20 protein-coding genes and 1 pseudogene are annotated in these 17,632 nt (G+C 71.7%); 13 read left to right on the top strand and 8 right to left on the bottom strand.

The annotated features are described in order from the left end of the window. Positions 1-129: 129 nt before the first annotated feature. Positions 130-276 (bottom strand): annotated as a pseudogene (locus tag ACVWWH_RS19605) (IS481 family transposase); the annotation flags it as partial. Between ACVWWH_RS19605 and ACVWWH_RS19610 the strand changes: the two are divergent. Then, complete coding sequence (locus ACVWWH_RS19610) at positions 211-429, top strand: hypothetical protein (RefSeq protein ID WP_457317725.1); 219 nt, start codon at positions 211-213, stop codon at positions 427-429. The pseudogene ACVWWH_RS19605 and the gene ACVWWH_RS19610 overlap by 66 nt on opposite strands. Positions 430-459: 30 nt before the next feature. Here ACVWWH_RS19610 and ACVWWH_RS19615 read toward each other — a convergent pair whose 3' ends face one another. Then, entirely contained in the window at positions 460-717 is a 258-nt protein-coding gene (locus tag ACVWWH_RS19615; protein WP_447419007.1) for a hypothetical protein, read from the bottom strand. A gap of 310 nt (positions 718-1,027) precedes the next feature. Between ACVWWH_RS19615 and ACVWWH_RS19620 the strand changes: the two genes are divergently transcribed. Continuing rightward, a complete protein-coding gene (locus tag ACVWWH_RS19620) occupies positions 1,028-1,195 on the top strand; it encodes a hypothetical protein (RefSeq protein ID WP_447419008.1) in 168 nt (55 codons plus the stop codon). 317 nt (positions 1,196-1,512) lie between these two features. Beyond that, positions 1,513-2,022: a hypothetical protein gene (locus tag ACVWWH_RS19625; RefSeq protein ID WP_457317726.1), complete on the top strand. Its 510-nt coding sequence runs from the start codon at positions 1,513-1,515 to the stop codon at positions 2,020-2,022. A gap of 149 nt (positions 2,023-2,171) precedes the next feature. Here ACVWWH_RS19625 and ACVWWH_RS19630 read toward each other — a convergent pair whose 3' ends face one another. After that, the gene (locus ACVWWH_RS19630; RefSeq protein ID WP_457317727.1) at positions 2,172-2,519 is read right to left on the bottom strand and encodes a hypothetical protein; all 348 of its coding nucleotides are present in this window, start codon (positions 2,517-2,519) and stop codon (positions 2,172-2,174) included. Between the two features lie 629 nt (positions 2,520-3,148). Beyond that, complete coding sequence (locus ACVWWH_RS19635) at positions 3,149-3,538, bottom strand: MarR family winged helix-turn-helix transcriptional regulator (RefSeq protein ID WP_457317728.1); 390 nt, start codon at positions 3,536-3,538, stop codon at positions 3,149-3,151. Positions 3,539-4,084: 546 nt separating this feature from the next. Between ACVWWH_RS19635 and ACVWWH_RS19640 the strand changes: the two genes are divergently transcribed. The 7 genes from ACVWWH_RS19640 to ACVWWH_RS19670 all read left to right on the top strand — a co-directional run bounded on the left by ACVWWH_RS19640 (position 4,085) and on the right by ACVWWH_RS19670 (position 9,972). After that, on the top strand, positions 4,085-5,110 hold the full coding sequence (locus ACVWWH_RS19640) for a flagellar motor switch protein FliG (RefSeq protein WP_457317729.1): 1,026 nt from the start codon (positions 4,085-4,087) through the stop codon (positions 5,108-5,110). A gap of 43 nt (positions 5,111-5,153) precedes the next feature. After that, complete coding sequence (locus tag ACVWWH_RS19645; protein WP_457317730.1) at positions 5,154-5,801, top strand: helix-turn-helix domain-containing protein; 648 nt, start codon at positions 5,154-5,156, stop codon at positions 5,799-5,801. Positions 5,802-6,182: 381 nt separating this feature from the next. Continuing rightward, positions 6,183-6,344: a hypothetical protein gene (locus tag ACVWWH_RS19650; RefSeq protein ID WP_457317731.1), complete on the top strand. Its 162-nt coding sequence runs from the start codon at positions 6,183-6,185 to the stop codon at positions 6,342-6,344. Positions 6,345-7,076: 732 nt separating this feature from the next. Continuing rightward, positions 7,077-7,469 carry a hypothetical protein gene (locus ACVWWH_RS19655; protein ID WP_457317732.1) on the top strand — a complete coding sequence of 131 codons (393 nt, stop codon included), beginning with the start codon at positions 7,077-7,079 and terminating at the stop codon, positions 7,467-7,469. A gap of 81 nt (positions 7,470-7,550) precedes the next feature. Continuing rightward, positions 7,551-9,104: a signal peptidase I gene (locus ACVWWH_RS19660; protein ID WP_457317733.1), complete on the top strand. Its 1,554-nt coding sequence runs from the start codon at positions 7,551-7,553 to the stop codon at positions 9,102-9,104. A gap of 14 nt (positions 9,105-9,118) precedes the next feature. Further along, the gene (locus tag ACVWWH_RS19665) at positions 9,119-9,466 is read left to right on the top strand and encodes a hypothetical protein (protein WP_457317734.1); all 348 of its coding nucleotides are present in this window, start codon (positions 9,119-9,121) and stop codon (positions 9,464-9,466) included. A 44-nt stretch (positions 9,467-9,510) separates the two neighbouring features. Then, a complete protein-coding gene (locus ACVWWH_RS19670; RefSeq protein WP_457317735.1) occupies positions 9,511-9,972 on the top strand; it encodes an Hpt domain-containing protein in 462 nt (153 codons plus the stop codon). A 96-nt stretch (positions 9,973-10,068) separates the two neighbouring features. Here ACVWWH_RS19670 and ACVWWH_RS19675 read toward each other — a convergent pair whose 3' ends face one another. Continuing rightward, positions 10,069-11,793: a sensor histidine kinase gene (locus ACVWWH_RS19675; protein ID WP_457317736.1), complete on the bottom strand. Its 1,725-nt coding sequence runs from the start codon at positions 11,791-11,793 to the stop codon at positions 10,069-10,071. A gap of 204 nt (positions 11,794-11,997) precedes the next feature. On the opposite strand from ACVWWH_RS19675, the gene ACVWWH_RS19680 reads away from it, so the two are divergent. Next, complete coding sequence (locus ACVWWH_RS19680) at positions 11,998-12,357, top strand: nuclear transport factor 2 family protein (RefSeq protein ID WP_457317737.1); 360 nt, start codon at positions 11,998-12,000, stop codon at positions 12,355-12,357. Positions 12,358-12,507: 150 nt separating this feature from the next. Here the strand turns inward: ACVWWH_RS19680 and ACVWWH_RS19685 are convergent, their stop codons facing one another. Continuing rightward, a complete protein-coding gene (locus ACVWWH_RS19685; protein WP_457317738.1) occupies positions 12,508-13,614 on the bottom strand; it encodes a helix-turn-helix domain-containing protein in 1,107 nt (368 codons plus the stop codon). Between the two features lie 488 nt (positions 13,615-14,102). Between ACVWWH_RS19685 and ACVWWH_RS19690 the strand changes: the two genes are divergently transcribed. After that, complete coding sequence (locus ACVWWH_RS19690; RefSeq protein WP_457317739.1) at positions 14,103-14,378, top strand: hypothetical protein; 276 nt, start codon at positions 14,103-14,105, stop codon at positions 14,376-14,378. Positions 14,379-14,704: 326 nt separating this feature from the next. Then, positions 14,705-15,298, top strand: a complete 594-nt coding sequence (locus ACVWWH_RS19695) for a TetR/AcrR family transcriptional regulator (RefSeq protein ID WP_447419022.1) — start codon at positions 14,705-14,707, stop codon at positions 15,296-15,298. Between the two features lie 733 nt (positions 15,299-16,031). On the opposite strand, the gene ACVWWH_RS19700 is transcribed toward ACVWWH_RS19695, so the two are convergent. Together ACVWWH_RS19700 and ACVWWH_RS19705 are read right to left on the bottom strand one after the other, a co-directional pair. Beyond that, positions 16,032-16,646, bottom strand: coding sequence for a class I SAM-dependent methyltransferase (locus ACVWWH_RS19700; RefSeq protein ID WP_447419023.1), 615 nt, complete (start codon positions 16,644-16,646; stop codon positions 16,032-16,034). A 473-nt stretch (positions 16,647-17,119) separates the two neighbouring features. Then, positions 17,120-17,383 carry a hypothetical protein gene (locus ACVWWH_RS19705; protein ID WP_457317740.1) on the bottom strand — a complete coding sequence of 88 codons (264 nt, stop codon included), beginning with the start codon at positions 17,381-17,383 and terminating at the stop codon, positions 17,120-17,122. Positions 17,384-17,632: the final 249 nt, after the last annotated feature.

Consider the following 17,632-nt stretch of genomic DNA (forward strand, 5'->3'; position numbering starts at 1 on the left):
GCCGGTCCTGCCCTGTACCGGGCTGGAGGAGCGGGGAACGGGCTCCGGCGCCCCGGCCGACAACAGGAGATCGGTCCACCGGCGGCCAGCGGGCACCCGTCTCCCCATGCTCCTCCGCGGCACCAGGGCGCCGTTCTGCCAGGGGCAGTGGGGGCGGATGAACTTCTGCCTGATCTCCAGTGCGGCGCAGACGTCCTTGAGGTTGTTGGAGTGCCGGCAGGCGAAGGCGTTGTCGGTCATCAGCCGCTCGATCCGGGCGACGCCCTTGGCCGCGAACTAGGCCGCGGCATCAAGACCACGCGCGAGCTCGCGCTCCAGATCAGCGCGACCGGCAAGATCGTGTACGGCTCGAGGTGCCGGCAGGCCGCAGTTGAGTCGGCGCGCAGCGCGGACGATCCGCCGGTGGCCGAGCCGGCGGACGCCCGCTGAGCGCCAGCCCCGCCAACGGGGACGGGATCCCTAGGACAGGTGCCCATGTTCGGTGACCAGGTCGCTGTCGAGCAGGTTGAGCAGGAACCGGCAGGGCCAGGGCTTCCCGCACCGCTTGCATGGGTCGCCGATGAGGGGGCCGCCGGGGCCGTGCGCGTGGACGGCCGGCTCCCAGGTGTCGACGGTGAACCGCTGCCTGGTCGTTCCGTGGGCCTTGGTGTGGGCGATCTGGCGGAGGATGTCCTCGTACACCGGTCCCGCTGGTTCGTGGTGGAGCTCGACGCCCATTTGGATACTCCCCCCAGGCTTCCGTCGGGATTACGGCGGCCCTTCCGAACCGTCGCCAACAGGATCCGGCCCGCCGGGCGCCTTATTGCCCGATTCCGCGACGCCCAAACCCCTTCGCACGCGGCGCTCGAGCGCCCCACTCATGGACCTGCCTCCGCCGCCCCGGGCATTCGCGCCGGCAATTCGTCGAATATGACAAATCACGGTGAATCTGATGACTAAGTTGTGACGCATCGGGTATGACCCTCTCGTGACCGGTCGGTCTCCTCGAGCCGGTCCGCCTCTACAGGATCAACGGAAAGGAAGCACCATGCGCAAAGCAGCAGTGGCACTCGCCGCCGCACTGACCCTGGGAGCAGTCTCCGCCGCGGGGCCTGCGTTCGCTGACCAGCCCGGCCCGGGCGACACCCAGTGTGTCCCGGGCCAGAATGGCAACCCCCATCCCGGGTTCAAGGCAGGGGTCTGCGACAACAAGTAGGACCGCCTTCGGGGGCCGGCCGCGGGAGTTTCACTCATGGGGGGCTTCCACGGCCGACCCAACGGCTCCGTCCGCGTGCCGGAGGTCATTCCGTGGAGCTCTGCGATGCCAGTTAGCGTCCCGCCATGTTCATTGGGAGGGGAATAGGGCCCATGCGACATGGTCAGAGCGGTACTACCGTTTATCGTGCAGGGTCTGGCCATCTCGAGCGCCGGGCGCTGCCGTGCAACTGAGCGGACTGGCTGGGGGTCCATTGCCCTCCGACACCGCTGCCGGAGGAACTGCCACAAACCATCATTTGCCGCAGGAGATCTCCCGTGTTCAAGCGAATCTTCGGCATCGTTGCCGCGCTGTTCGCAGCCTTCTTCCTCTACATCAGCCCCGCCTCGGCGGCCAACGGCAACGCCCACTTCGTCAACGGCGGAACGACCGCTACAACGTCTGGTTCCAGCCTCGTCGTCCACTTCAAGGAGGCAGGCCTGGCCTCCGGATCGACTGAGTACATCACCAGCTCCGCCAACGCCGCGGTGACCTACGAGTGCGTCAACGGCGGCAACAAGAACCCGTCAGCGTCGAACAAGACCACGTTCCAGACCAAGGTGGTCGCGCCGCCGCAGCCCTTCACCGCCGACAAGAACGGCAACGTGACCGGGACACAGACCATGGCCGTGCCCACCGCCGCCAGTCTGGGCTTCAGCTGCCCTCCGGGACAGACAACGACCCTGGTGTCCGTCGTCTACACCAACGTCGTGATCACCGACACGACGTCCGATGCAACGATCACCCTCCCTGGGCCCTACACCTACACCAACCCCTCGGCACCGTGACCTGAGGTCCCCCTCTGAAGGCTCCCGGCCGTCCCCGGCAGATCTGCCGACCAGGTGCAGCCGGGGGCCTTCCCATGCGTCAGTCCTCGAACCGGTCGGCCACGACATCTCCCTCGGCCCGGGCCCGTGCACGGAGGGCCTGTGGAACTTCATCGCTCCTCGACGGTCCGGCCACGGCGGGAGATGGCCTCGAGGATCTCCTGCTTGGTGAGGCCGCGTTGCCGTCTTGCGAGGTCGACCGCGAACTGGAGGGCGTCAGCCCTCTGCCCGTGGCGCAGGTCGGCCTTCACGGTCGTCAGGCCGAGCTGCTGGGCGGCGGCCAGACGGTGGTGACCGTCCGCGAGCAGCAGCACTCCGCCGACGTCGAAGACCACCACGGGGCTGGCTTCGTCGAAGTGCTCGACGTAGTACGACACCCGTTCCGGATCCAGATGGGGCCGGCTTCGTTCAATCGAGTCCGGGGAGAGCCGGGCGATAGGGATCTCCACAATCGGCATACGCCCAGTCTGGGACGCCGCGGTTCCGCCGTCCACGGCACCGCAAAGGCGCCGCTGCCCGAGCAGGCCGAAAAGGCGCCCGCGTGGCCGTTGGTGCGCCGCCAGCGTGCGAACGCACGGTCGGTGGCTGGCAGCCGGACCGCGGCTGAAGCCCGTCGTGAGCTGCCACTAGTCCGCATCTGTGTCGTCCGGCCACCGGAGGCGGCTCGGCCGGCCGCACCCCGGCCCGTGCGCCCCGGGACGGGTGCGCGCAGCGCCCGCCTCGTGGGGGGGTAAGGACAGGGCACCGCGCGGTCCAGCTCCCCCCATAACTGACAGGCAAGCTCGACGGATCAGAAGCTATGGGGAGCGTCCATCAGTGTCAAGTGGAGCCTGCACTCATGCGTGCCCAATGGGGTGCAGGTCCCCTCGGACCCCGCCGCTGACCATTCACGTTCCCCCGCCCGGACCGCACCCGGCTGAACGGGACGTCGCGGAAGCGGCCGACGTCGACACGGCGGCCCGCCGCGCGCGGCCGGCCCGCCTGACATATGCGCGACCGGTGCGGACGGTGCGGGAGACTTGGCCCTGCCGGCGACGGGGCTGCTCGAGAGCGGCCGTTCGACCGGGACTGGGCCTAACAGCGGGCCTCAGGCTCCTTGTGCGGCCGCGGCAGAGGTGTCGGGCGAGCCGATGGGACCCGTGCGCAGGGCGAGGGCTCCGGAGAGCTGCTCGAGGAGTCTGGCGAACTCGGCGAGGCCGACGCCGGCACCGATTTCGTCCAGTGCGGCATCCACGATGCCGTCGAACTCGGCGAAGGCATCGTCCATGACGGCCTTCCCGGCAGGCGTCATCACGATGAGGAGGCGGCGCCGGTCCGCCGGGTGGTTCGTGCGCGCGGCATATCCGCGCTGCTCGAGCCGGTCCAGCAGGGGCGTCAGCGTTCCAGAACCCAGGCCCAGCCGACTCCCGAGGTCCCGGGGCTGGATCGGACCTTCACAGTAGATGTACGACAGGGCCAGGTAGTCGCTCCGGCCCAAGCCCAGCCTTCTGGCGTAGGACCGCCGCGACGCATCCCCGACCTCCATGAGCCGCCGGATTGCGCGCGCCGCCGTCCCTCCCGTCGCCAGCGCGGGAATGACCGTCTCCCCCATCGTCCTGCTGCTCCCCATCTTCCAAAAAGAAATCGTGCGCTCGCCACAGTAGAGCCCGAACCTGAGAGCAGGCCCGGCGCGCACGGGCCTGAATTGACAAACGACGTCATACCAATCGATAATCAAGCGACTCGAATACCGATTATCTGTACAGTCGGTCAATTCTGGTCCATCTCGCCTGTCAGGAGAATGGCGGCCCTGCTCCGGCGGCCCCTTCACGCCCAGGCACCTTTAAATGTCCTGCCGCGTGACCGCCACGACGTCGGCACCCCGAGGAACGAAAGAACCATCCACCATGCCCAACCCAGCCAGAATCCTTCCGGGCGCACCCGCCGGTGTGGCCGCACGCCCGGGGCCGCGGCCTTCGCCCGGACTCGCCCATCCCTGCTGCTTCGCGGCCGCCGCGCGGTGCGGGCGCGCGGGGTCGTGGGCATGACCGGGGCGGGCGTCGCGGTGGCGCTGACGGGCATGCAGAAGGCAGCGATCGTGCTGATGCAGATGAGCACCGAATCCGCAGTGCGGGTGATGGCCCAGTTCACCGAGGCCGAGGCGGAGGCAGTCGCCGCCGAGATCGTCCGGCTCGGCCGGGTGGACGCCGACGTGTCCGATCAGGTCATCGCCGAATTCCACGACCTCGTCGTCACCGGCCGCCGCCCGGTGCTCGGCGGACGCGCGCTCGCGCAGGGACTACTGCAGGCATCCCTCGGCGCCGACCGCGCCGAGGGCGTGATGGGGCGGCTCGCGGCGAGCATGGCGGGGAACGCCTTCGAGTTCCTCGAGACCGTCGACACCGGCCACCTGCTCACCGTCCTCGACGGCGAGCTGCCTGAGACGGTGGCCCTGATCCTGGCCCATCTGCGGCCCGAGACCGCCTCCCTGATCCTGGCCGGCCTTGGCCAGGCCCAGGCCGGCCAGGTCGCCCGCGCGCTGGCGACCATGGGGCCGAGCACTCCGGAGACCATCGGGCTGCTCGCCGACGAGCTCAGGTCCAGGCTCGGAACTGCCAGCCAGGGGACCAGGCAGCAGGCCGAGGCCCTGGGCGGGATCCAGCCCCTGGTCGACATCATCAACCGGTCCGACGCCGCCACCGAGCAGGACGTCATGGAAGGCCTCGACGCCCTCGACCCCGTCCTGGCCGAGGAGGTGCGGGCGAAGATGCTGACCTTCACCGACCTGGTCAAGTTCGAACGCCGCGACATCCAGCGGATCCTCCGCGGTGTGGAAGGCACCCTGCTGGCCAAGGCCATGAAGGGCGCCCCCGCCCCGGTCGTGAAGGCGATCCACGAGAACATCTCCGACCGCAACCGGGACCTCGTCGAGGCCGAGAGCAAGGCCCTCGGCCCGATCCGAGCCTCCGAGGTCCAGGAGGCCAGGGCCCAGGTCGTCTACCAGATCCGCGTCCTCGAGGCCGCGGGCGAAATCACGGTACGCCGCGGAGACGAGGACTTCATCTACTGAGGGCCCGATCCGCGAACACGCGACAGAGCAGGGGGGCAGCAACGTGGGGACCGAGTTCGGCGGACAGCTGCGCGCGCAGCGCACCGCGCGGGGCCTGACACGGGCCGACATCGCCACGGCCGCATGCCCACCGGACTACATCGCCCTCATCGAGGAAGGCCGGTGCGAGCCCACCCCCGAGGCCATCCGCGAGCTCGCCCGCCGCCTCCAGCTCACCCCCGCCCAGCTGAACGCCCGGGACCAGACACCGTCCCCCGCCGAGGCTGCATACCTGCTGCACTCGATGGCCGCCCAGCAGTCCCACGACCTCCGCGAATACGACAGCGCCGCAGCCCATGCCGCCCAGGCAGCCCACGCCGCACAGGAGGCCGGCCAGAAGGGCGCCTGGTGGGACATGACCTGCCTCCACGCCGAAAGCCTGATGAAGCTCCGGCAGTCCGCCGAGGCCGCAGCCCTGGCCAGCACCCTCCTGGAGCACCCCCTCGGCGGATCCGGACCCCTCGCCGCGCGCGCCCGCGACCTGCTCGCCCGCTCAGAACGCGGACAGGGACGGATCGGCCACGCCGTCGAGCACGCACGCGAGGCCGTGCGGGCAGCCGCGACGGCCCTGCCCCGGACCCCAGTGCTGCTGGAGTCCCTCCGGACCCTCGTCGACTCCCTCGCCGATGCCGGGAACCTCGAGGAAGCCTGAAACTACTGCCGCATCCTCGCAGACCTGGCAGAGGACGAACCCGACGGACCGCTGCAGGGCACAGCCCACGCCGCCATCGGCAACGTCGCCTTCCTGCGCGGCGACCACCCCGAGGGCACGAGCCGCCACGCCCGCGCCCGCAGCGCCCTCTCCCCCGCGAACGACATCGTCCTCTGGGCTGAGTTCACCAAGGCGGCCGCCGCAGCACGGATCACCGCGGGGGACCTCGGACCGGAGACCGCGAACGCCCTCAAGCGGGCAGAACTGGCCCACTCCGTCATCGGCGGCACCCGGGAGGACCAGATCGAACTGTCCCTCCTGCGCGCCCGCTGGCTCTACGCCACCGGCAGCCCCGCGCAGGCCCTGACGCTCCTGCGCAGCGTGCACGCCGAGAGGCACCTCCTCGCCCACCACTACGCCGCCCACGCCTCCCTTCTCCTGGGTCGGGCCCTCGCGGCTGCAGGGCAGCAGGACCAGGCCCGCCGTGTCCTCGATGCAGCCGCGCACCAGCTCGCCCTGGCCGGCATCCAGCTGCAGGCCTGAACAGACTGGACGGACCCCGACCGGCCCGGGCCGGCAGCAGACCCTGCAGCAGCGGCAGCGGCGAACAACCGCCGCACTGAGGGAGCGGATCACAGTCTTCCCGCTCAGTGGCTGCACGCCGCCCCGGAAGCCCCGCGTGAGATGTTCGAGCACGCGGGCATGCCGGTGGAGCGGAGTCCACCGGAGGCACCGCTGATCCATGTGGGCTCGGCCCACACGTCGCGGTCCTCGACCGGCACCGCCTCGACAGTGTTGACCGCACCCCAGTCGCCTCCGCCCTCTGAAGGCAGCGGACTTCGGCGCTCAGCTGGGCCGGCGGCAGCGTTGCCCGGCCCTGTCGCCCGGGCCAAGGAGCCGTGGTGCAAACCTGTTTTCGCCGCGGTAATACCGCCCAGACCATCGCGCCGCTCTGTCCCTGGAGCCGACAGGTGCAAGTCCATGCTCAGGAAAGGGCGCCACCGCTGGGGGAGTCCAAGGCTTCCCGCAGATTCACCCAAGACCGGCCATCCGAGGATCTTCCGGCCCATAGCGTGTAGGTGTCGGGCAGTTCTCATCCAGCTTCCGCTCCAGCAGATGGGCGGGTGCGGCCCGCGGCCCAGGTTCGGGGGGGACCTCTCTTCTTCTCGGTCAGGCCGCTGGGGCCCTGTTGCCCCGACATCCCTTGTGAGAGCCAGACCCGTTCTGGCAGCCGTCGCGGGCGCCGTCTGTGCCTGCACGACCGAAAGAGAAACAATGCGCAAGTCCCAGAAGATCGCCCTCGCCCTCGGCCTCAGCGCCGCCGCCCTCGCCGGCGGGACCGCCTTCACCGGCACTGGCCTGGCCACCACGGCCCCGTCGACCCAGTTCCTCGGCGGTACCGTCTCCCAGAGCGTGACGGGCGCGACCCTGTCCGGAGTCGACTACGCGTTCGCCGATGCCCCCTCCAACACCGAGGTCAACTCCATCACCCTCACCTTCGCCGACGCCACCGGGGGGAAGGTCCCCACCGTGTCCCTGAACAGCGGATCCGGCACCGCCTTCACGTGCACCGCGATCGACGGAACCACGTTCAAGGCCACCTGCACGCCCGCCACCGCAGGCACCTACCAGACCGGCCTGACCAACCTGGCCGTCACCGTCAGCTAGCACTGGCCCCTGGTGCGGCCCGCCGCGGGCGGGCCGCACCGGGCCGCATCCCTTCTGCCGCCGCTACCCGGGAGGACCATCGTGAGGAACCTGCTCCGCCGGCTCCTGGCCGTCGCGGCCACCGCAGCGGCCGTTTCCGGGGCCCTCCTGGGGGTCCTGCTGGTAAGCGGCCAGGCAGCCGTCGTGGTCACCCACGGGGTGAGCATGAACCCCGTCTACTACCAGGGCGACCTCATCGCACTCACCCGCGCCGACGCCTACCAGGTGGGCGACATCGTTGCCTACCACGTCCACGGCGGGCCCGAGATCGCCCTCCACCGGATCATCGGCGGGGACGCGGCGGGGTTCACCATCAAGGGCGACAACAACCAGTCCACGGACATCGACCACCCCACCGCTGAGCAGATCATCGGCCGCGCCGTGGTGCACCTGCCCCAGGCCGGCACCGTCCTGAAGGCCCTCACCAGCCCCCCGGTGCTCGCCCTGGCCGCCTTCGCCCTCCTCGGCGGCGGCGCCACCGCCCTCACCCGTCGCCGACGCCGCCGGACCCGAAGGAGAACCAGCATGTCCCGCCACCTCGAGACCGGCACCCCCTCCCGCCACAAGGTGCTCGGCCAGCTCCTCCAGCGCCCCCTGCGCCCATGGACCGCCACGGCCGCCGCCGCGCTGGCGCTCTCAGGGTCTCTGGGCGCGTGGGCCTGGTCTGGTCCCACCGAGACCGGCACCTCCACCGGCGGGGCCGCCCCGGGCAGGAGCATGGACTTCTCCTACTCCGCCCCCGTCAGACCGAGCGCGGCCTACGACGGGACCACGGTCTCCTCGCCCGATCCGGTCTTCCGCAAGGTCCTCGCCGGCGACGTCACCGTCGGCTACACGTACCACGGCCCCGCCGGCACCGTCAGCGTCGCCGCCGAACTCTCCGCCCCCGGCGGCTGGCACGCCACCGTCCCGCTCACCGGCGCCCAGCCCATCAGCGACGGCGCGACCGGCAAGGCCGCCCTCGACCTGGCCGCCCTCGAGGGCCGGGCTCAGGCCGCCGCCCAGGCCACCGGCACCCCTGCGACGCCCCTGACGGTCGCCGTCGTCCCCACCGTCCGCGCCGGCGGCGCCGACTACAGCCCCGCGCTCAGGCTCACCCTCGCCCCCCTCCAGCTCAGCCTCGCCGACACCGCCGGGCTCAGCACCGGGCAGAAGGCCGCCGCTCCCGCGGCCAAGGAACGCTCCCTCACCCTCGGGGCCTGGTCTCTCGGTGCAGGCGCAGCCCGGCCCCTCTCCGCAGGGGCCTTCGGCGCCGCCGCGTTGGCCCTGGCCGGCCTCGCCCTGGCAGCCCGCCGCCGCGGCCCCCAGGACGAGGCAGCCCGGATCCGGCACCGGTTGGGCTCCCTCCTGGTGCCCGTCCACCCGGTCCCCGCCCCACCGGGGCGCGCCGTCGTGGACGTCGCCGACATCGCCACCCTCGCCCGGCTCGCCGAACGCTACGGGCTGCTGATCCTCACCTGGACCCGCAGCAATGTGGAGACCTTCATCGTCAACGACGAGAACATCACCTACCGCTACCGCACCGGCGCCGCAGAAGCGCCCCAGCCCGAACACGGCGCGGGCGAACGCGCCGAAGGAACCCAGACCCTGCAATGAGGAGACCAGGCCCGATGACGAAGCCCAGCCAGACCATGCAGCAAGCCCAGACCACGGCAGAGGGCGACGGGGCCGCTCCCCGCCGCCCGGAGGAACGGACCCTCCAGGACCAGGTCCGCGGCATCCTGCACGAGGCCCTCGAGAGTCCAGACCTCCCCCAGCACGCCAGGACCAGGCTCCGGGCCCTCCTGCTCGTCCACGGCCACCGTCCCGAACAGGCCTTCCTCGAGCACCTGCGTCTGATCCGCAACGCCGACCGCGCCGACTCGGGCATCCTCGCCGCGGCCGGATCCGGGCACCTGTTCGGCGCCCTTCCCCAGCCCATGGCCTTCCCCGTCCCGGCGATCGCCCCAGCGCCCTAAGTCTGGGAGGACCCGCCTACCCGCACAGACCCCGAGGACCGCCCATGCACCCCCGTCCAGGCAAGCCTGACCCGCACCCGCGCCCGGGCGCCAGGCCGTCGCCCCTGCTGGACCTGGATGTGCTGGCAGGACTGGAGGCAGAGATACCAGGGGCCGGCCACCGGTTCGCCTCCGCGTTCGTGGACCTGTGGGAGCAGCGCTACGCCCGGATCAGCGCGGCCCTCCAGGACGGGCACCCGGATGAGGCCCTCGATGCTGTGCTGAGCCTGAAGGTCTCCGCAGCGATGGTCGGCGGCCGCCGCCTCGCCAACGAAGCAGCCAGCATGGAGATCATCCTGCGCTCAGGAGGAGCCGGCCCCGAGGCCAGCAGGATCCGGCAGTGCGGGCAGTGCACCGTCGCCTCGATCCGACGGCACTACCTCCACGGCGCATCGATGCCTCCCCACACCCGTGAGGGAAACGGCCACTCCCCCGCCGCCTCGCACTCGCCGCACACCGCGCCATAGCTCTGGAGGGGAAGATACGGCCACAGCGGCGGGACGGTCCGGCGCTGGACCGGAAAGCGCCCGGGCACCCCGCCGCCGACCGGTGCGCGGCCGATGTCATCGCCGCTGGGCCCCGGGGTGCTGCTGCGGCCCCCGCCCCGCCGGCGCGCCCGCCTCCAGGTCCGGCCTCGCAAGACTTGCCTGGCCGGGCAGGAACACGGTGAACGTCGTCCCGGCCCCCGGCCTGCTCGAGCACTCGATGCGGCCACTGTGGCCTTCGACGATGGACCGGGCGATCGGCAGGCCCAGGCCAAGGCCGGGGACCCGGGCTGCCCTCGCTCCCGGGGCCCGGTAGAACCTGGTGAACACCGCGGCGGCCTCCTCCGCGCTCATGCCGATGCCCGTATCGCAGACCTCGCACACGATCCCGCCCGGGACCCTGGAGGCCCGCACCTCCACGCTCCCTCCCGGGCGCGTGTACTTGATGCCGTTGGAGATCAGGTTGTCCAGCAACTGGGCGATCCGGACGGGGTCCACCACTGCTGGCAGCCGCACGCACAGGGTCCCGTCCTTCAGGCCCACCGCTGCCGAACGCGCTGCCGGGGCAGCGGCCTCGACCGCGAGGCGCACCAGCTCGGCCATATCCGCCGGCTCGGGCCGGACATCGACCGCCCCCGAAGCGGCGGCCAGGAGGTCGCCGACCAGCCGCTCGAGCCGGCGCGTGTTGCGCCGGACCACTTCCAGAGCGTGCCCTGCCCCCGAGGGCATCCCCGGGATTTCCCCGAGGAGATCGAGGTAGCCCGTCATCGACGTCAGCGGGTTGCGCAGCTCGTGCGAGACGTTCGCCAGGAAGGCGTCCTTCGCCGCCAGCGCCTCCATCAGGGACGTGACGTCGCTGAAGGCCAGGACCGCCCCGTCCGGGCACCCGTCAGGGCCTTGGACCGGCCGGGCCGAGGTCGAGAAGACCCGCTGTGTCGGCCCCTCCCCCAGCCGCACCAGGAAGTCGGAGAAGGCCTCCCCCCGCACCGCCCGCACCACGGGCTGGCGCTCGGACGGAAGCGGCGCCCCGGACATGTCGAACACCCTGGGCCAGTCCTGCCCCACTCCGGGCACCCTCCCTGCAAGGGCCTTGTTCAGGTACTGCTGCCGGTTCGCCACAGCCGTCGCCCCCGAAGCGTCCAGCGCCTGCACCCCCACCGGGATCGTCTCCAGCACGGTGTCCAGCAGCCTCTTCTCCCGCGCCTTGGCCTCCAGCGCCTCCTGCAGCTGGGCCCGCGCGTCCTCGAGGGAACGCCTCTGGTCCCGCGTCGCGGCCGCCAGCAGGTGCACTACCGCCCCCGCCGCGAGCATCATCGCCGGCAGCACCAGCACCTGCGCATACGCCCCCGCATCCGCCGACCCCACTACGGCCAGCGGGACCCACACCATCAGCAGCGGCCCCAGGAACGCCGCAGCCATGCAGAACCCCGGCCGCAGGCCCGACCACGCCAGCCACACCACCGGGACCACGGCCAGGGCACCCAGCTGCATCTGCGTGTCCAGACCGGCCACGCGAACCAGCCCGATCGGCACGAAATCCAGCAGCGGCACCGCCAGCGCCGCCCCGGGCGGCAGCGAACTCCACGGTACGGCCCATGCAAGGGCCAGCAGGAGCGCCTGCCCCAGCAGGCCCCACACGAACAGCGGCTCGGCCGCGACATCCGGGCGCCACACAACAACGACAACGGCAACTAGCGCCATCGCAGCCGTCAGCGGAACCTGGCTCAGCAGCACCTGCTGCCGCCGCGAGAGGCCGTGGACCGCCATCTGCACGAACCTCGCCCAGCCCTGTGCAAGTCCCACCGCCCGAGCCCCCCCGTCAACCCTGTCACACACCTTGACACATTCTCGCCGAAAGGCTAAACCGATGCTCTCGGTTGCGGGAGCCCTGGAGCCTCTACCCCGTCGTGGGCGCGGGTCCCGGGCCCCAGTCAGAAGCTCCGCCCGACGCCGTTCTGGACAGCGGGGGGCGCTACCGCGATGCCCGGAAGACCCAGAGGAGATGCCTTGCCAGGCACCCCGGCCGATCCTCCCCTGCCCGTCCCCACACTGTTGCCTCCCCCCGTCGCGCCCCCGGGGCCGTCCGGGCGCAGGGGCGTACTGTCCGGGACCAAGCAGGGACGCGATGCCATCCTGGCCTACTTCGGCGAGCTGGGCGCGCGTTCCCAAGGTTCCTTCCAGGCTGCGGTCAAGGACATCGTCGGCGGCGAAAGCCACACGGTAGGAATCCAGCAGAGCCGCGCCGAGAACAACGGGAAGACCATGGATCTGGCCACGGCAATCGTGTTCGTCCTCCGGGACGGAAAGGTCAGCGAAGGACGCGAGTACTTCGAGGACACGGCCAAGGCAGACGACTTCTGGAGCTGAGCATCAGCGCGGCAGAACCCAGCCTCCCGGCCGCGGTCGGGAGGCCGGCGGTCCTTGGACAGGCCTGGGCAAGCCGCGCTTGACGCAGAATAGACCGACGCTGCAATGAGGGCCGGGGTCCTGTGCTGCCTGCGGGAGTGGCCCGTCAGGCTAGGCGGGGGGACGTCCCGCCGGCATGCGGAACGAGGTGGAGGAAGCGTCCGCTGCCTCGCGTGACCTCTCCGGCAGCCCGGCCCCTTCAAGGAGCCTTCGGGCTTCATCGAAGGCTTCGTCGGCCTCCTGGTCGCGGCCCAGACGCCGCAGTGCCCGGCCGTGCAGGAGCGCGATGTCGCCGGCGGTGCGGGGGCCGAGGAGGTCCTTCCCGGCACCGATCTCCTCGAGCCGCCCGACCGCCTCCTGGGCCTGGCCGTTGAGGTAGTGCCAGCGGGCCCGGACGAAGGCGAGCTCGAGCTGGTCGCGGCGGCCGGCTCCGACGATGGCGAAGGCCGCTTCGGCGCGCTGGATCGCCTCGAGCGTCCCCGGCCCGGTGATGCCGCTAGCGAGCCGGACGGCCGCGGAGGCCTTGTTGAACTGGCCCCACAGCCCGATCTCCCCCACCGCGGAGAGGAGCTCCGCGGCGCGCCCGTGGTGGCTGAGGCCCTCTTCGCAGTCTGCCCGCATGAACGCCAGGTTGCCGATCACCCACTCCCCTTCGCCGCGCAGCCGGCCCGCGGGCTCCTCGCCGAGGAGGGCGCCCAGGACGCCGCACTGGCCCCACGCCTCCTCGAGGAGTCCGCTGTCGGCGAGGACGCCGATGAGGGCACGCAGGGCAGCGACCCGGACCGCAGACCCGGCAGGGAGCCTGGCGCCGAGCCGCACCGCCTCGCGGGCATGGCAGAGGGCGGGGCCGAGCTGGCCGAGGGCGTGGCACACCGCAGCGAGCATCTGGTGGGCCAGGATCGCGGGACCCTCCGCTCCGACGGCGATTGGGTGCCCGAGGAGGCCCTCGACGATGCGCCGGCATTCGGCGAGCCGGCCCTGCTTCATCAGGCACTGGGCCTGCAGGTAGGCCATCTCCCACCACACCCCGGCGTCCCCGGCGTCCAGGGCGACGCCAGCAGCCAGGGCCGCGCTGGCTCCAGCCCGGGAATACTCCCCCGCCGCCCACTCCTGCCGGGCCGCCAGGGCCGCGATGGCGTGGCTGCGGCCACCGGTGCCGGTCCGGCCGCCCTCGTCCCGCGGCAGAGCCGGTCCGGAGACAGCTGCTTCCTCGCCCATGCCTTCCCCCGCCCCTCAGCCTTCGCCGGACCCATCGCCCGCTCAGGGCCCACTCTCCCCCGCAGCCCGTGCCACGTCACGCGTAGCCAGTACTCGAATCCCCCGGCCTTGGGCGGCCCGCACCACGCGCCCGGTACTCGCCCGCGGGGCGCCTCTGGCGCACAGGGCCGTGGGTACCACCTGATCGCCCACCGGCCAGCCCGGCGGCCCAGGCAGAAGGACGGGTCGGAGCCGCCTATGGGGCCTTGGCCCGACCGTGGGCCGCGTTACCGGGCATGTGCCCCGCCGGGCCTGCCCCACCGAGGCGAGGGACCAGCGCCCCGGCGCGCGCGGCGTCCTCGGCCCCTGCAGTGCAGGCGCCGGAGGCCGGGACGCCGTTCACAGTCGGCACGGGCCACGGGCAAGACCGCGCAGGGCCTGGCGACGGCCCGGAATCCAGGGGGGATACGGGGTAGACAGAACGCTCTGTCTACCCCTAGGTTGTGGGCATGGCCGAGACCACGGGGGCGGGGCCCCTTGATCCGCCGACCGGGTCGATGACAGCTGCAGACGTCTCCGGAGAGGGGCGTCGGGCACGGGGCTGGGGCTTCGGGGAAGCCCTGGCCCGGCAGGTGCTCGGCATCATCCTGGAGGTCCTGGACGCCCCGGGACTGCCGGACGAGTCCAAGCAAAGGCTGCGCCGGAGCCTGGACGAGCACCGCGACCACCCGGAACGGGTCCTCGCCGAGCACCTGCTCTGCACCAGATCCTCCCAGTGGAGCTGAACCGGCATGGACTCGAACCTGGCCCCGGCAGGTACCGCCCGCACCCCCGCCACTGCCCCGACGCCCAGGAGCGGTTCGGCACTCGCTCTCCCCAGGAGAGGCGGTCCAGCCCGCAGAGGCGCGTCCGGGCCCAGCGGGGAGCGGCGGACCGCCGCCCCGCCCCTGTCACGGGAACCCTGTGATCGCCTGCCCTCCCAGGACCGACTGCCGCGCTGGATCCTGCACTGAGGGCACGCACCGCGGGTGGGGCGCCTGCCGCGGCACCGTTGGCCGGGGCTCAGTACCGCCTCCCGGATTCCCCCGATACCGGCATGTAACATGCGCACATGAGCCCGCAACCGGACCCCGCACCTCTGCCCGGGCACCAACAGGGTGCCCGGGAGAGGATCCTGCAGGCCGCCTACCGCCTCTTCTCCCGCCGCGGGATCCGTGACGTGGGCGTGGACGAACTCATCGAGGCCTCCGGGGTCGCCAAAGCCACCTTCTACCGGCACTTCCGCTCCAAGGACGAAGTGGCCCTGGCCTACCTGGGACAGTGGTACACGGAACGCAGGGCTGCAATCGAGGCTGCTCTGGCATGCCACGGCCCCGGCGACCCCGCCGCCGTGCTCGCCGTCTTCGACGTCTTCGACGACTGGTTCCGCCAGGGCGCCGCCCAGGTCAGCTCCTTCCCACACGTGATGCTCGAGATGGGCTCCGGCCATCCCCTCGGGCAGGCCAGCATGGCCTACATGGAGAGAACCCGCCAGGAGGTCGCCGCCCTCGCCGCCGTGGCGGGCCTCCGCGACCCCGCTGGCTTCGCCTGGAGCATCCACATCCTCCTCAAGGGAGCCATCGTCGCCGCCGCCGAAGGCGAGCAGCAGGCCGCCGAACGGGCCAAGACGATGGCAGCCCTCCTCATCGGCCACCACCAGCGCTGAACCCCAGGAACCCCCGCGAAACACTCGGGCCAGGGCGTCGGCCCCGCCGGTCGCCCGGGGCGGCATCGATGTCAAGGGACGAGGATGCCCACCTCACTCACCGGGCCATGGCGGCCGCCCGCAGCACTTCGAGAGCCTTCATGCAGGGCTGCACACCCAAGACGGGCGGCTTCCGCCCCCCGCCCCGAACTGGCCAGCACCTCCCCCGGGACACAGCGCACCCGAGAACGGCCGCGACAGCGTCGCCCGGGTACGGCGATTCCCCGCTCAAGAGATGCCAGGCCGGTTGACGCCGAACTCGGCGGCGGTCCGCGCCACAGCGTCGGCGCACTTGCATCCGACCGGCTCCCTCAGACAGGTCCAGCGAGTCCACTGACCACCGCGAACACCGAAACGGCGGCACTGCGCACCACCGCCACTGGATCGTCAGCAGGGCCCGCACGCCCCGGTCAGCGGTTGCCCAGACGCCCGTCCGACAATTCACGCTGGTCCCTCGGGCCTTCGAACGCATCTCATCAACGGTTCCTCCGATGGGACAGCCACGGGCAAGGTTGCCAGCTCGCACTCATCAGTGGGCCGGAGCTGTCGAGGTCTGCCGACTGAGAGCAGCCGACGCAGGGCCGGGAGTCGGACCTGCCGCCTGCCGCCGACGACCGGCGCGGCAGAGCCAAGGGGCAATGCCGTGCGGCACTGGCCCGCTTCGCCTAGGCGGCGTAGGCGGAAGGCCGGCCGGTCAGATCCGCCGGCGGGCCCCGACCACGCGCCACACGGGGCTGCTCCAGCGGTAGACGGGCTCGAGCCCTCTGCTCCGGAGGACTTCGACCATTGCCCCGGGCGGGTGGATGAACCCGCGGAAGGAGCGCCCGGACGCGCGGATCGTCGAGTTCATCACCCCGATGAACAGGCGCGAGAGCGGATTGGCTGGCGGGTGGCTGAACACGAGCGTGCGCAGGGCGTGCTCGGCAGCAGCCCCCAGCAGCGCCTCATAGTCCGGGTAGCAGCACACCACGCGGTGGAGGATGACGACGTCGGCCGCCTCGACCTCATCAGGCGTCTGGGCCAGGTCCACCCCGACGCGCCGCTCGAGCCGGTGGGCGACCCCGGCTGCCTCGGCGAGCCGCATCGCGTCCTCCTCATACCCTGCGGACAGCTCGAGGTTCACCGCCCGGGCGACCCCGCGCTTGAGCAGCTCGAGCTGGATCTCCCCGATCCCGCCGCCGACCTCCAGTACCGAGGCGCCTGCGATCCCGGCGCGCAGGAGGAAGTCGACGATCCTCCGCTCCGGAGCCCGCAGGCCCCGTCGGGCGTAACGCCGCGCGACCCCTGCGGCGAACACGGAATCGAACACAGCGTCATACCGGCGCGGGTCACGCGGACCGCAGCAAGGATCCATGCCATGAGTATCCGCGGCCCTCGACCCCGATCCCAGCCGAACCTCACAACCTCGGCTGCCGCGTCCCCGCCGGGCCTCGCGCGATCCCCCTCGTGCCTGCCTGGTGGAGGACCCGCGCAGCTCGGGACGGCAGCGCGTTCAGCGCATCAAGGACCAGCCCGGCCCGAGGAGGCGCCCCAGCATGGCGGCCCTGTGGCCACTCAGCCGGCCGCGGCGCTCGGCGCCCGCCGAGCTTCCAGCAAGACGGCAAGCCTGACCTCGGACCGGACCCACCACCCCGACCGCGCGCGTCCGGGTCCGGCGCCTTCACTGAAGCCGTCGGTTCGCCGAGGGCCGCAGTGCCGGCAGGCCCGTGAGGTCCTCAGCGGACTCCTTTTTTCCCACCGCCGCTGCGGCATCCTCTTCGCCATGCTCCGCGACGGCACCCTCTACCAGCCCCGCCGCCGCAACGGCTTGACGAAGACCATAGGGACACCCCCTCCGCCGACGTCACCCCCTGGATGCGCCAGGTCGCCCCGCGGGCCCGCGAGGTCACCCCGTGCGCCTGCTGCGGCGGGGACGGACGACGGCGCGTCCCGCCTCGCGCTGTCCAGCCCGCCGGAGAAGAAGATCACCGGCAGGACCGGGAGGATGCAGGGCGAGATGCCCGTGATGAGACCGCCGAGGAAGCCGATGAGTATGTTCTCGCCCATGCTCCCAGTTCGGGGCGGGAGCCGAGTGTGGATTGGGGGCATGCCGCGTTGGCGGACGGGACGGCGGCCGAGGATTCCCCGCGCAGGCCCTCAGTGGAGTGCGATGAGCAGCATTTGCGACGTACCGGGGATGCACGTCTGGAGGAAGATGGGTGGGTAGCCGCCGGCGAAGCCTCCGAGTACTCCCTCCCCTGCGCCCTTGGGCACCACCATCCGGGCGAAGGCCGTGAACGTGCCGTAGCCCTGCAC

The organism is Sinomonas sp. RB5 (assembly GCF_054063535.1).

Bases quoted from the DNA above. Each gene is read 5' to 3' on its own strand.
- ACVWWH_RS19615 (WP_447419007.1), bottom strand. From the start codon at position 717: ATGGGCGTCGAGCTCCACCACGAACCAGCGGGACCGGTGTACGAGGAC.
- ACVWWH_RS19620 (WP_447419008.1), top strand. From the start codon at position 1,028: ATGCGCAAAGCAGCAGTGGCACTCGCCGCCGCACTGACCCTGGGAGCA.
- ACVWWH_RS19630 (WP_457317727.1), bottom strand. From the start codon at position 2,519: ATGCCGATTGTGGAGATCCCTATCGCCCGGCTCTCCCCGGACTCGATT.
- ACVWWH_RS19640 (WP_457317729.1), top strand. From the start codon at position 4,085: ATGACCGGGGCGGGCGTCGCGGTGGCGCTGACGGGCATGCAGAAGGCA.
- ACVWWH_RS19655 (WP_457317732.1), top strand. From the start codon at position 7,077: ATGCGCAAGTCCCAGAAGATCGCCCTCGCCCTCGGCCTCAGCGCCGCC.
- ACVWWH_RS19665 (WP_457317734.1), top strand. From the start codon at position 9,119: ATGACGAAGCCCAGCCAGACCATGCAGCAAGCCCAGACCACGGCAGAG.
- ACVWWH_RS19670 (WP_457317735.1), top strand. From the start codon at position 9,511: ATGCACCCCCGTCCAGGCAAGCCTGACCCGCACCCGCGCCCGGGCGCC.
- ACVWWH_RS19685 (WP_457317738.1), bottom strand. From the start codon at position 13,614: ATGGGCGAGGAAGCAGCTGTCTCCGGACCGGCTCTGCCGCGGGACGAG.
- ACVWWH_RS19690 (WP_457317739.1), top strand. From the start codon at position 14,103: ATGGCCGAGACCACGGGGGCGGGGCCCCTTGATCCGCCGACCGGGTCG.
- ACVWWH_RS19695 (WP_447419022.1), top strand. From the start codon at position 14,705: ATGAGCCCGCAACCGGACCCCGCACCTCTGCCCGGGCACCAACAGGGT.
- ACVWWH_RS19705 (WP_457317740.1), bottom strand. From the start codon at position 17,383: ATGGGCGAGAACATACTCATCGGCTTCCTCGGCGGTCTCATCACGGGC.